Genomic DNA, 13,670 nt, shown 5'->3' on the forward strand with positions numbered 1-13,670 from the left:
CGCCGCCATGGAAACAGCCCCCCACGTTTGCGCAACGTCCCGGCCTGGCGACGCGCAGACACGCAGACACGCAAGCGCCAATGCACCGACCCGGCGACACTCGCCACGCCAGGCCGACGTCGGCAACATCGTCGCCGAGCCGGTGCGACGGATCGAACAAGGCTGCCACATGCGGTCGCGCACGTGACTCGGATCCAAAACACGCCTCGAATGCTTCCCCGCGACGCATCGACGGCGCCGCGACCCGGACGCGCATCGGCCACCTCAAAAACGAAAGGAAGCGAAGACAGATGACATCGAACTACAGCCGCATGCTCCGCGATCCACTGCTTCTTCCGTTATTGCTCGCCTCACTGTTGAATGCGCTTTGCGCAGACGTTCTTTGGCAAAAATTTGCGGCCGCATGCGAGCTCGGCCCCGGCTGGCCGGAATTGCTGCAAGGACTCTCCGGCTTTCTTTTGCTTGTGCTCATGCTCATCAGGGCGCTCTGGCTCAAAAAGCGAATCAACCCCAGATGACGGGCACGCCCCCATGTTCGCCGCAGGGGCCTGCCATCCACGTCCGGGCAGGCCGGGCGGATCCGGCGGACCGTCGGCTGGCCCGCCGCGCTATCGGCCGCTGCGCCCCGGCTCGAATGCCAGTCCCTTGGCCTGCGCCGCAGCGGCGATCGCCGCGCGCGCGTGCTCGATCGCGGGGGTAATTGCGGTCAGCCGTGGGCGTCGGTCCAGCGTGCAGGCCAGGCCGGCGTCGACCAGCGTCGCGTGCGCCTCGTGCAACGCGACGGCGGTCGGCGCATCGCACCATGCGCTGGCCACCAATGCGTCGATCAGCGCCGGCGTAGCGCGCGGCACGGTCAGCTCGGGATGCTGCGCGGCGCCGAGCAGCACCCCGGCCTGCAGCAGGAATTCCAGATCGACCAGGCCGCCGGCGCCCTGCTTCAGGTCGAAGCGCGCGGCATCGCTGCGATCCAGTTCGGCGCGCATGCGTGCGCGCATCTTCAACACTTCCTCGCGGAGCTGGGCCGCGTCGCGCGAACGCGCCAGGGTCTGTTCTCGCACCTGCTCGAAGCGTTGCAGCAACACGGCATCGCCGGCGACGCCACGCGCACGCACCAGCGCCTGGTGCTCCCAGGTCCAGGCGCGCTCGCGCTGGTACTCGGTATAGCTGGCCAGCGACGACACCAGCGCGCCCTTGCCGCCGTCCGGGCGCAGGCGCACGTCGATGTCGTACAGGCGGCCGCCGCCGGTGACCGCGCCGAGCAATGCGATCACTTTCTGCGCCAGCCGCGCGAACCAGCGCCCGCTCTCCAGCGGACGCGGTCCGCTGGAGGCTTCCGCGCCGGCGGCATGGTCGTACAGGAACACCAGGTCCAGGTCCGAGCCGATGCCCAGTTCGATGCCGCCGAGGCTGCCGTAGCCGACGATCGCGAAACTGCCGCCGGGCACTTCGCCGTGGGCCGCGACCAGTTCGGCACGGGCCAGGCGCAGCACGGTCAGCACCACGCCTTCGGCCAGTTCCGCGAGCTGGCGGGCGCTGTGCACCGCCGGCTGGCGCCGGTCCAGCGCGGCCAGGGCGATGCGGAAACTCAGCGCCTGGCGCGCTTCGTTGAGGCCGCGCAGGGCGGCTTCCGGATCGTCGCCGGCCGCAGCGACCGCGCTGTCGCACAGCCGCTGCATCGCCACCCGGTCCGGCATCGGCCCGGCGACGCGGCTGTCGAGCAGTTCGTCGAGCAGCAACGGATACGCGACCAGCCGTTCGGACAGGAACGCGCTGCGCGCGAGCACATCGACTAGCCGCGCCAGCGCGCTGGGCTGTTCGTCGAGCAAGGCCAGATAGCTGGCGCGGCGCAGGATCGCCTGCAGCAGGCCGAGCACCCGGTGCAGCGCGGCATCGGCCTGCGGCGAGCGCGCCGCGGCGTGCAGCAACGCCGGCAGCACCCGGTCCAGCCGCGCGCGTGCCGCATCCGACAGCGTGCGCACGCCCAGCGACTGTACGAAGCCACGCAGCGCCTGGTCGGCGCCCTCGGCATCGGCGAAGCCGGCGGCGGCCAGCACCTGCGTGCCGGCTTCGTCCGGCAGGCCGCGCCAGTAACTGGCCAGCGCATCCGGCGCCACGGCCTGCACGCGCGGCGCCAGCAACTCGGCGAATTCGGCGGCGACGCAGTCGCGCTGCACCTGCAACGCGGCATACAGCTGCGTCCAGTCGGCGTAGCCGAGACCGAGCGCGATGCGCGCGCGGTCCAGCGCGTCTTCCGGCAGCGCATGGGTCTGCGCGTCGCGCAGCATCTGCAGGCGGTTTTCGACCTGGCGCAGGAAGCGGTACGCGTGGGCCAGCGCCGCTCCATCCGCGGCCGCGACCTGGCCGCCGGCGACCAGCGCCTGCAGCGCCGGCAACAGGCGGCGCTCGCGCAGCGCCGGCTCGCGGCCGCCGCGGATCAGCTGCAGCGACTGCACCAGGAATTCGATCTCGCGGATGCCGCCGGGACCGCGCTTGATGTCGTCGAGACGATCGTGCCGCGCGACTTCGGCGGTGATCGCCGCCTTCATCTCGCGCAGCCCGTCGAGCGCGGTGAAGTCGAGGTAGCGCCGGTATACGAACGGGCGCAATGTCTGCAGCCAGTCCTCGCCGGCGGCGATATCGCCGGCCACCGCGCGCGCCTTCAGCCATGCGTAGCGCTCCCAGTCGCGGCCCTCGCGCTGGAAGTAGTGGTCCATGCCGGCGAACGACAGCGCCACCCGCCCGGCAGTGCCGAACGGACGCAGGCGCAGGTCCACCCGGTGCGAGAAGCCGTCGGCGGTGGTCTCGTCCAGCAGCCGCGCCAGGCGCTGGCCGAGGCGCGCGAAATATTCCTCGGCGGCGAGCGCACGCGCACCATCGGATTCGCCACCCTGCGGATAGGCGTAGACCAGGTCCACGTCCGAGGAGAAGTTCAGTTCGCCGCCGCCGAGCTTGCCCAGGCCGAACACCACCAGCCGCTGCGCGCTGCCGTCGGCGGCACGGACCACGCCGTGGCGCGTGGCGAATTCGCCTTCCAGCGCCTGCAGCGCGATGCCCAGGCAGGTCTCGGCCAACTGGGTGCTGCCGGCCAGGGTCGCATCGACGTCGTCCAGGCCCAGCACGTCGCGCCACACCAGCCGCGCCGAGGCCGCCGCGCGATAGCGGCGCAGCTGCGCCGGCCACGCCGCCGGCTGCGCCGGATCCAGCTGCGGCACCGGCAACGGTGGCGGATCGGGCTGCGCCAGATGCTCGAGCAGGGTCTGTTGCCGGCACAGCGTATCGAGCAGGAACTCGCTGGCGAGCACCGCACGCTGCAGGTCGGCGTCGAAGCCCGGGCGATCGGGCCAGGGTCGCGCGCCGACGGCCTGGCGCAAGCGCGCCAGGTTGCGGTCGAGCACGGGTTGCACGGTGTCGGGGACAAGCGGGGAGGAGGCGGGCATCGGTCGATTCTGGCATTCCGGCGCGTCGGCAGACAGAGGCCGCATGTCGCCCGGACGACGTTTGCGGCCAGGCCGCCGGCAGGAACGGCGCTGCGCTGTGCTGCCTGCGTTCAATCGCTGGGGTTGGCGCTGGCAGAACGGCCGCATGGCACCATGCGCTGTCCGAACTCCAGGCAAAAAAAAGCCCGCTTGCAGCGAACTGCCAGCGGGCCTTGCTCCCTCCCCCACGTCGGGATGCAGGTTGATCTTGGGCGCTTTATTCGCACATTGCACGCTGCACTGCAAAATGAAACCGGGCGGTACATTCTGCTGCGATGCAGTATGCGGCGACGCCCTGTCTTCACGGGGGCGTTGCTACTGCGAACGCGCCGTGGGCGATCTGGCGATCGGTCGTAACTGAAGTCGGCAAAGGGGTTTGCGGCAAGGCTGCTGGGTGCACTGCAGGAGGGGCTTCAGTCCCGACAGTGGCCTGGAGTTGGAAAGGTCCATCGCTTCGTTCGTCGCGACTGAAGTCGCTCCCACAGGGACGTGCCGTGACGTTACTAGGTGCACTGTGGAAGTGCTTCGGCCTGACAGAGGCTGGAGTCATGAAGGTGTATCGCTTCGTTCGTCGCGGCTGAAGCCGCTCCTACCGTCTCTCGTCGGCGGTGCATCTGGCGACGCGATGACGACCATGCACGAAGAGGATCACGGCTTATGCCGGGTCAGGGCGCCGACGGCGTCGGGGCTGGAGCGGGCAGCGTGTCCGATAACCACGCCGGTTGCCGCTCGTACCATTCGCGCGCGCCGAGCAGATGCCATTGCCGCTGTTCGCCGCGCAGCGCCACGCCGACGCCGAGCACGCCCCAGCGCGCATACAGCTCGCCCTGGGTGCCGGCATCGCCGACGCGCAGGCGCGCACGCAGCGACACGCGCTGGTTTTCCGCCTGCAAGCGATCCAGCCACAGCGCGTCCTTGCGCCAGCGCAGCTGGCCGCTCGCATCCAGTTGCCCGGCGTCGACCAGCTTGAGCAGCCAGGCCGGCGCATCGCTGCGCTGCGCGAACACCGCCAGCACCGGACCGGCATCGCGCATCTGGATCTGCACCTGCGCATCGGCCTGCGTGGCCGGCGTTGCGGCGATGCGTCCCTGCGGCACGCGCAGCGTGGCCCACCAGTCGCGCTGCTTGGCGCCGTCGCCGTAGCGCACGCCCTGCAGGCGCAGCGTGCTGCCGCTCAGGTCGAAGCGCTTGCCCTGCAGTTCCGCGCGCCGCAGCCGCGCATCGAGATCCAGGTCGCCCGCCAGCGCCAGTCCGGCCGCCTGCAGCCGCGCCTGGCGGCCGCGCACGCGCACGTTGCCTTCGCCCACCTGCCCGGCCGCGTCCAGGTGCAGGTCGCCGCTGAGCGATCCGCTGCCGCCGAGCACGCGCACCTGCGATGCCGGCAGGTAGCGGTTGTAGGCGCGCAGGTCGGGCACGCGCGCATCGTCGAAGCGCATGCGCGCCTGCAACGATTCCTTCAGCGTCGCCAGCGCGCCGTCGCCCTCCAGGTCCAGGCGCAGGTTCTCGCCTTGCACGAAGATCGCCTTGGGTTCGGCCAGCGGCGCCAGCGCGAAGGTGCGCATGCGCACGTCGACCTGGGTGCGCGGCTGCGCGGCGGTGCCGACGATGCGTCCGACCGCCTGCGCCTGGCCACGGATGCGCAGCCGCAGCACATCGGCCACGGCCTGCACGTCGGGCACGTCGAGGCGGCTGCCCGGCTGCAGCGCGCCGTGCGCCAGGCGCAGATCGGCGGACACGTCGCCGCCGCCGTCGAGCCGGAACCACGGCTTGCGTACCAGCAGGTCGCTGATCCAGTTCAGCGATTCGAAATGCCAGCGCCCTTGCACCGTGCCGGACACGCGCGGCAACAGCGCCGCCGGCTCGGCGAACGGCACACTGCGCCCGGCGATGCGCACATCGGCATCGAGCATGCTGCGCGGATCGACCTGCCCGGGCAGGCGCGCGCGCAACCGGATGTCGCGATCGACATCGAGCAGCAGCGCCAGCACGCCGCGGTCGGTGGCGCCGACGCCGGCGTGCAGCGGCACCCGCCAGGTGAGCTTGCTGCCCGGCTGCAGTTCGCCGCGCCGCATGCGCAGGTTCGCATCCACATGGCCGAGCCCAGGCTCGGTGCTCAAGCGCGTGTGGGTCCCGGCGGTGTCGATCCGCAATGCCACGCTGCGCCCGTGCAGCTGCAGCGCCAGGTCGGCGATGCCGAGCTTGCGCAGGCCCGGCGCCTGCGCGCGGTAGTGGCGCGGGAACGAGAAGCGCGCGTCCAGATGCGCCTGGTCGGCGATCTGGCGCTTGCCGTAGCGCACGCTGGCGTCGTCGAACACGATCTGCGACGGGAACAGTTCCGACGGCCCGCCCTTGAGTTGTTTGAGGAACCCCACCGTGCCGTGGCCCTTGCCTTCGATCGCCAGTTCGCCGATGCGTGCCCGGCGCAGCGTGCCGCTGTGGATCGCGTCGAAACGCAGGGTCCAGCCCTGGTCGCTCTGCGGCGGCGGCGGGATGGCGTCGGCGACGCGGTCGATCTCGCCGATCACGTTCACCGCCTCCATCCATGGCAACCGCACCTCGCGGTGCAGCAGCGGCAACAGCGCGATGCGCGCGCTGGCGCGATCCGCGCGCAGGACCCAGACGCTGCGCTGCACATGCCCGCGCATGCGCACGTCCCACGCGGTGACGAAGCCCGGCAGCACGGTCAGCGCCGGACCGGTCTGCATGCGGAATTTTTCCGGCTTGCCGTTGGTCGCCATGTCGAACAGCGGCGTGTTGAGGAACACGTTGCCCAGCAGCAGGTACAGCAGATAGGCGATCAGCAGCGCGCGCAGCAGCAGGCGCCACGGGCGCGGCAAGCGCCGGTAGCGTTCGAGGGCGGCATTCGGCGAGAGGCGGGCGAAGGGCGGCACCGGGGCACTATCGCCGCGGCGCGGCGTGAGGCGCGTGAAAGCCGGACCGCGGCGCGCCATTGCACCATCGCCGCAAACCCACTCCGGGCGCGATCCGCGATAATCGGGGTCTCCCTTCCCTGCACGGTTGCCCCATGTCCGCCGAACGCATCCTCCACCCGCGCCTGCGCGAGCGCATCGTCACCGCCGAGGCCGCCGCCGCACTGATCCAGCCCGGCGAGACGGTGGCGATGAGCGGCTTCACCGGCTCGGGCTACCCGAAGGCGGTGCCGATCGCGCTGGCGCAGCGGATCGAGGCCGCGCACCTGCAGGGTCAGGCGTTCAAGATCCGCCTGATGACCGGCGCCTCCACCGCGCCGGAACTGGACGGCGCGCTGGCCAAGGCCGACGGCATCGCCCTGCGCATGCCGTTCCAGACCGACCCGGACGCGCGCCAGCGCATCAATGCCGGCACCCTGGACTACATCGACATCCACCTCAGCCATGTCGCCCAGCACGTGTGGTTCGGCTTCTATGGCGAGATCGACACCGCGGTGGTGGAAGTGGCCGGCATCCGCGAAGACGGCAGCCTGATCCCGTCCACCTCGATCGGCAACAACAAGACCTGGCTGGACCTGGCCAAGAAGGTGATCGTCGAGGTCAACGACTGGCAGCCGGCCGGCATCGACGGCATGCACGACGTGTACTACGGCACCGCGCTGCCGCCGCAGCGCAAGCCGATCCCGCTGCTGCACGCCGACGACCGCATCGGCGAACCGTCGCTGCGCTGCGATCCGGACAAGATCGTGGCGGTGGTGCGCACCCACGGCCCGGACCGCAACAGCCCGTTCACCCCGGCCGACGCCACCAGCGAGCGCATCGCCGCGCACCTGATCGACTTCCTCAAGCACGAAGTAAGCAAGGGCCGGCTGCCGGCCAACCTGCTACCGCTGCAGTCGGGCGTGGGCAACATCCCCAACGCGGTGCTGGCCGGCCTGGCCAGCAGCGGCTTCCGCGACCTGAGCGCCTTCACCGAAGTGATCCAGGACGGCATGCTCGACCTGCTGCGCAGCGGCGTGCTGAAAGTGGCCTCGTGCACCGGGTTCGCGCTGAGCCCGGAGGCGAACGAGGAGTTCAAGCGCAACATCGATTTCTACCGCGAACGCATCATCCTGCGCACGCAGGAGATCTCCAATCATCCGGAACTGGTGCGGCGGCTGGGCTGCATCGGCATGAACGGCATGATCGAGGCCGACCTGTACGGCAACGTCAACTCCACCCACGTGATGGGCAGCCGCATCATGAACGGCATCGGCGGCTCCGGCGACTTCGCCCGCAACGGCTTCCTGTCGATCTTCCTCAGCCCCAGCACCGCCAAGCACGGCAGCATCTCGGCGATCGTGCCGATGGTCAGCCACGTGGACCACACCGAGCACGACGTCTCCATCATCGTCACCGAACACGGCCTGGCCGACCTGCGCGGCCTGCCGCCACGGCACCGCGCGCGGCAACTGATCGACCACTGCGTGGACCCGAGCTACCGCGCGCAGTTGGAGGATTATTTCGACCGCGCGCTGCGCGACAGCTACGGCAAGCACACCCCGCACCTTCTGCCCGAAGCACTGTCCTGGCATCAGCGCTGGTTGGAGACCGGGACGATGCACGCGGCGAGTTGACCCATCCAGCGCGCTACGCAGTGCCATCGCCGCGGCTCCGGCGTGCTTTTGTAGGAGCGGCTTCAGCCGCGACAAGCGAAGCCCGGACTGCGACCGTTTCGGTGATCGGTCGGGGCTGAAGCCCCTCCTACAGTGCACCCAGCAAGCAAGCCGCAGTCCCTGTAGGAGCGGCTTCAGCCGCGACAAGCGACGCGGCGGGGCTCGCCCGCTTCGGAAAGAGTCGGGGCTGAAGCCCCTCCCACAGTGCACCCAGCAGGTTCGCCGCAAGCTCCTGTAGGAGCGACTTCAGTCGCGACGAACGAAGCGGCGATGCTGGCCGGTCGCAGACGCGATCGAGGCCGAAACCTTCGCAGCCTCCGTTACGCGTCAATTGACAGGGAAACCCCTTCAGGCTCGCTCAGGAACGCCAGTTTGCGCGCGCGCGGCAGTTGCTTGAGCGCGTATTCGGCGCGCGAGGCGGCGGCGCGGTCCGGATAGGCGCGGCTGGCCAGCAGCCGCAGCGGCGGGTTGGCGCGGGTGTACTTGGCGCCGGTGCCGCGCAGATGCGCCCGGTAGCGCGCCTCGAGGTCGAGGGTGATGCCCGCGTAGTAGCTGCCGTTGCGGCATTCGAGCAGATACAGGAACCAGGGCGGGGAGTCGGCCATGCACGCATTATCGGCCAGCGCGCGATTTGCGCCACCGTTCGCGAGCGCTGCATTGCCCTATGCGCTCGACCTCAGGGCATGCCTCTGCCCATCCGATCTGATCCGACTCATCCGATGCCGATCATCGCGACCGCGTCGCGGCGCTGAACCGTCCCGAAACCGGCTTTAACGCAACCCGAACACCTTGCCAGCCGCTGGCACACGCCGGCAAACCGCAGCCACGGCACGGGCGCATAAATTCACCACCGGCCGGATGCCGTCGATGAAGAGGCTCTCTCCCTTTGGATTCGACGGCACGGCCGGGTCTTTTTGGGCGCCATGCAACGGACACCCTGGGCGTTGCCTGCAATCCGCCACCAGATCAACACCGCTTCGATGACCCGTGCCCGCACCGGATCGGAAGCGCACCCAGCCTTTTGCTGGACGACGCCGGCATGGCGCAGCTGAAGCCGCCTACAAAGACGTGCGCCCCCTGCTACACGCGCTGCGGAAGAGGCTTCCACCCCTGCTGTCACCGGAGCTGGAGCGATCGCGGCTTCGCTCGTCGCGGCTGAAGCCGCTCCTACAGACTGGCCACGGCGGGCATCGTGATAGCGGCGAATCTGTCGGGCGACACGCATCGGGCTCCTGGCCCGATGCCTGCCGCTCCGCCGCGCCGCTCAGGCCGCCTGCGACAACCGCGCCTGGCGCCGCGCGCGCACCGCCTGCGCCAAGCGCTCCAGCACCTGCACCGAGCTGTCCCAATCGATGCAGCCGTCGGTGATGCTCTGCCCATAGACCAGCGATTGGCCTTCCACCAGTTCCTGGCGGCCGCCGACCAGGTGGCTCTCCACCATGGCGCCGACGATGCGGGTCTGCCCGGCCTCCAACTGCGCGGCGATGTCCTCGATCACCTTCGGCTGGTTGTCCGGGTTCTTGCCGCTGTTGGCATGGCTGGCATCGACCATCAGCCGTGCGGGCAATCCGGCCTTCTCCAGCACCTGGCCGGCGGCGGCGACGCTGGCCGCGTCGTAGTTGGGCAGCTTGCCGCCGCGCAGGATCACGTGGCAGTCGGGATTGCCGGTGGTGGTGGCGACCGCGGTCTGCCCGTCCTTGGTCACCGCCAGGAAATGGTGCGGATGCGAGGCCGCGCCGACCGCATCCACCGCGATCTTGACGTCGCCGCTGGTGCCGTTCTTGAACCCGACCGGGCACGACAGGCCCGAGGCCAGTTCGCGGTGCACCTGGCTTTCGGTGGTGCGCGCGCCGATCGCGCCCCAGGCCACCAGGTCGGCGATGTACTGCGGCGAGATGATGTCGAGGAATTCCACGCCGGCCGGCAGGCCGAGGCGGTTGATGTCGCGCAGCAGGCCGCGCGCCAGGCGCAGGCCCTTGTTGATGTCGAAGCTGCCGTCGAGATTGGGGTCGTTGATCAGGCCCTTCCAGCCGACCGTGGTGCGCGGCTTCTCGAAATACACCCGCATCACGATCTCCAGCGCATCGCCGTAGGTGTCGCGCAGCGGGCGCAGGCGCTGCGCGTACTCCATCGCCGCCACCGGATCGTGGATCGAGCACGGGCCGATCACCACCGCCAGGCGGTCGTCGCGGCCGTGCAGGATCTCGTGCAGCGCCGCGCGCGAGGCGGCCACGGTCTGCGAGGCCTCTTCGTCGCAGGGCAGCAGCGACAGCAGGTGGGCGGGCGGGGTCAGCGGTTCGATCTTGCGGATGCGCAGATCGTCGGTATGGGGAGCCATGGGGAATCTCTCGGTCGGGTTCTGGGTGGGGGACCAGGTCCGGCGGCATGAAAAAAGCCGCCAGGTTCGCTGGCGGCTTTCGGGGATGCGGCTGAAGTTTCCTTCAGGGTGAACGCACTCCTTCCTCCGCCAGCGGCATCGGAAAACCGTAGTACCAAAAATAAAAGCTGCGGTTGGCGTTCATGGGATGCATTGATAGCACAGGATTTTTGGCGGCGCCACAGTTGCTGATGCAACTGTGGCGCCGGGAATGGGGAAACGAGAATGGGGAATGGGCAAAGCCCGCACGGCGAAAATGGCGGTAAGGCTCCATTCCCGATTCCCCATTCCCCACTCACGGCCCTCAGAAATCGAACACATACTCCGCCGCCACCTCGCGCCCGATCGCGTCGTACAGCGTGGTGTTGTAGAACTGGTAGCCGTAGTAGCGTTCCTTGTTGTCGTAGCCGGTGGTGTTGAGCACGTTGTTGACGTACAGGTTCACCTTCATCTTCGGAGTGATGCGGTAGCCGGCAGTGAGGTTCCAGTACACCGCCGGGCCGACGCGGCCGAAGTAGCGGCTGGTGCTGTCGCCGAAGTGCGGGTTGGCGCTGTCGGTGACCCGGCATTCGTCGGAGGGACTCGGCTGGTAGCCGTCGTCGAAGCGCGTGCAGGTGCCCCAGTTCACCGCCTGGGTGGAGCCGAAGCGCTTGGCGTAGACGGTCAGGTCCAGCGGACCGCCGTTCTCCCAGTGCACGCTGCCGCGCAGCTTGCTGCGGATCTTCTGGTCGCGCAGGTTCTTGTAGGCGTCGGTGCGGTAGGTCTGCTCGCGGTAGCTGATCAGGTTGTTGTAGTCCAGGCCGAAACTGAAGTTGCCCCAACGCGCGGTGCTCACCCGGTACTTCAGCGAGGCATCGACGCCGGAGACCTGCATCTGCGCGATGTTGATCGGCCCCTGCTCGATATCGACGACGCGGCCGGCGGCGTCGCGCGTCACCCGCGAGACGATGCGCGCGCAGTATTCGGCGCCGCCCGGGTTGACCCACACCCCGCCGGCAGTGGTGAGGCCGGTGCGGCAGCCCGCTTCGGCGGTCAGGATCTCGTCGCGGTTGAGGTCCTTGATCATGTCCTGCAGGCGGATCTTGTAGTAATCGACGGTCAGCGACAGGCCGTCGGCGATGTCCCACACGAAACCGGCGGTGGCCGAGCGCCCGTGTTCCGATTCCAGGTCCGGGGTGCCGCGGCGGTTGACCTGCATCAGGTAGTAGACGTCGGCGTTCTCGGCGCTGCAGCCGCCGGTCAGGTAGTAGCCCTGCTGGATGCAGCGGTACTGGTCGATCACGGTCTGCTGGGTGGAGCTGGGTTCGCCGAGCACGTAGTGCATGTCCGGGGCGCGGAAGCTGGTGGCGAGGCTGCCGCGCAGCAGCAGCGTGCTCAGCGGACGCCACTCCAGGCCGGCGCTCCAGGTGGTGTCGCTCTGCTTGCCGATCGCCGAGCCCAGGTCGCTGTTGTAGGACTTGTAGTCGCCGTAGCGGTCGTGGCGCGCGGCCAGGCTGGCGTTGAGCGAGGACAGCAGCGGCACGTCGAACTCGATGCCGCCGGAATAGCGCAGGCGCTCGCCGCCGCCGTAGTCGACCACGTCCAGCGGATAGCAGGTGTTGGCGCACGGATCCGGATCGAGCCGGTAGCCTTGTTTGGCGACCTCGCCGACCGCGGCGAACTTGATCGGCCCGGCCCAGCCCTGGAACAGTTCGCCGGTGATGTTGGCGCTGGCCTGGTTGACCCACGAATCGGCCTGGTTGTGCGCCTTCACCGCCAGGTCGTTGTACTGCGCGCCGCTGAGCGGCTGGTACCAGCGCTCCTCGTTGAGGTCGTAGATCGGCGTGCCGTCGGCGGTGCTGCCCAGTTGCGCACCGAGGAAGTAGTCGGTGGCCTTCTGCGTGTCCACGGTACGCACGTATTCGTCGGTGGTGTAGCGCGCGCGGCCGAGCGCGACTTCCCAGTCGAAGCGGTCGGCCAGCGTGCCCTTGAGGCCGGCGCTCAGATCCCAGGACAGTTCCTTGGTGGTGTTGGCCAGGTTCTTCCAGCCGCCGGATTCGTAGCGGGTCAGCTGGCGGATCGCGTACAGGTTGCGGTCGGTGCCGGTGTCGTGGAACGGGCCCAGATAGACGTAGGGCGGATCGTAGGTCCAGTAACCGATGCTCTTGTTCACCGACAGCGTGCTCCAGGCCTGCATGCCGTTGTCGAAATCGAAGGTGCCGTACAGATAGGCCGAGCCGCTGTCGCCACCGCTGGCCGCAAGCCAGTCGGCGTAGTCGTGGGCCATGCCGCAATAGCCGCCGAGGTTGGTGAGGGTGCTGCTGTTGTAGTCGTAGCTGAGCCGCTGCGAATCGACGAACTGGCCGCCGAAGCGCGCGCAGGTGCCGCTGGGCGGCGCCAGGCGCTGATTGGTGTCGGCGTCGAGCAGGGTCAGGCCGGTGTAGGAATTGAAGCCGTACTTGCGCGCCTGCGCGGTCCAGTTGCTGTAGGACTCGTCGTCCTGGTCGTCCATCTTCGGGCGTTCGCCGACCGACAGCGGATCGCGCCGCGTCCACTGCAGCGCATAGGTCAGGTTCCACCTGTCGCCGCTGGTGCCGCCGACCCAGGACAGGTCGAACACGTCACGGCCGCCTTCGGTGGCGGTGCCGCCGCGCAGCCGCACCTGGTTGCCCTCGTAGCCCTTCTTCAGGATCACGTTGATCACGCCGGCCACCGCATCGGAACCGTAGATCGCCGAGGCGCCGCCGGTAAGGATCTCGATCCGCTCCACCGCCGCCGACGGGATGCTGCTGTAGTTGGCGAAGTTGCTCTCGCCCGCATACGGCTGCGGGTAATCGGCGACGCGGTGGCCATTGACCAGCAACAGGGTGCGGCCCGGGCCGAGGTCGCGCAGGCTCACCGGCGAGGCGTTGGGCGTGTGCGAGCCGTATTTGGTATCGGCCTCGACGCTGCCCTGCTGGTTCAACGTGTTGAGCACGTCGTACACGGTGAGGAAACCTTCCTGCTGGATCTGCTGCGCGCTGATCACCACCACCGGTTCGGCGCCCTCCACCTCCGAGCGCTTGATCCGCGATCCGGTGACCACGACCTGGCCCAGGTCGGTGGCGGCGGCCTTGGGCGCGGCATCGTCGGTGGCGTCCTGCGCCAGCGCGTCGGGCGCGCCATGCAACGCCAGCACGATGCCGAGCGCGAGAGTGGTGAAGGGGTGACGAGGCATGCGGATCTCCCTGCTGCGGGCTGGCGTGGAACGCCG

Annotated in this window: 7 protein-coding genes; 2 read left to right on the top strand and 5 right to left on the bottom strand. The window is 69.1% G+C overall.

Annotated elements, in window-relative coordinates; genetic code table 11:
* The first annotated feature begins 290 nt into the window (after positions 1-290).
* Positions 291-518: a hypothetical protein gene (locus AB8810_RS21195; protein WP_369914806.1), complete on the top strand. Its 228-nt coding sequence runs from the start codon at positions 291-293 to the stop codon at positions 516-518.
* 90 nt (positions 519-608) lie between these two features.
* Here AB8810_RS21195 and glnE read toward each other — a convergent pair whose 3' ends face one another.
* Both glnE and AB8810_RS21205 read right to left on the bottom strand, forming a co-directional pair.
* The gene (gene glnE / locus AB8810_RS21200; RefSeq protein ID WP_369914807.1) at positions 609-3,437 is read right to left on the bottom strand and encodes a bifunctional [glutamate--ammonia ligase]-adenylyl-L-tyrosine phosphorylase/[glutamate--ammonia-ligase] adenylyltransferase; all 2,829 of its coding nucleotides are present in this window, start codon (positions 3,435-3,437) and stop codon (positions 609-611) included.
* 704 nt (positions 3,438-4,141) lie between these two features.
* Positions 4,142-6,427: a hypothetical protein gene (locus AB8810_RS21205; RefSeq protein WP_369914809.1), complete on the bottom strand. Its 2,286-nt coding sequence runs from the start codon at positions 6,425-6,427 to the stop codon at positions 4,142-4,144.
* 74 nt (positions 6,428-6,501) lie between these two features.
* Between AB8810_RS21205 and AB8810_RS21210 the strand changes: the two genes are divergently transcribed.
* A complete protein-coding gene (locus AB8810_RS21210) occupies positions 6,502-8,022 on the top strand; it encodes an acetyl-CoA hydrolase/transferase family protein (RefSeq protein WP_369914810.1) in 1,521 nt (506 codons plus the stop codon).
* A 359-nt stretch (positions 8,023-8,381) separates the two neighbouring features.
* On the opposite strand, the gene AB8810_RS21215 is transcribed toward AB8810_RS21210, so the two are convergent.
* The 3 genes from AB8810_RS21215 to AB8810_RS21225 all read right to left on the bottom strand — a co-directional run bounded on the left by AB8810_RS21215 (position 8,382) and on the right by AB8810_RS21225 (position 13,634).
* Positions 8,382-8,666: a GIY-YIG nuclease family protein gene (locus AB8810_RS21215; protein WP_179569047.1), complete on the bottom strand. Its 285-nt coding sequence runs from the start codon at positions 8,664-8,666 to the stop codon at positions 8,382-8,384.
* A 659-nt stretch (positions 8,667-9,325) separates the two neighbouring features.
* A complete protein-coding gene (locus AB8810_RS21220) occupies positions 9,326-10,399 on the bottom strand; it encodes a 3-deoxy-7-phosphoheptulonate synthase (RefSeq protein ID WP_206230245.1) in 1,074 nt (357 codons plus the stop codon).
* Positions 10,400-10,742: 343 nt separating this feature from the next.
* Positions 10,743-13,634, bottom strand: a complete 2,892-nt coding sequence (locus tag AB8810_RS21225; protein WP_369914811.1) for a TonB-dependent receptor plug domain-containing protein — start codon at positions 13,632-13,634, stop codon at positions 10,743-10,745.
* Between the last annotated feature and the right edge of the window lie 36 nt (positions 13,635-13,670).

It is taken from the genome of Xanthomonas sp. NCPPB 3005 (genome assembly GCF_041228095.2).
GTDB classification, from domain to species: domain Bacteria; phylum Pseudomonadota; class Gammaproteobacteria; order Xanthomonadales; family Xanthomonadaceae; genus Xanthomonas_A; species Xanthomonas_A bonasiae.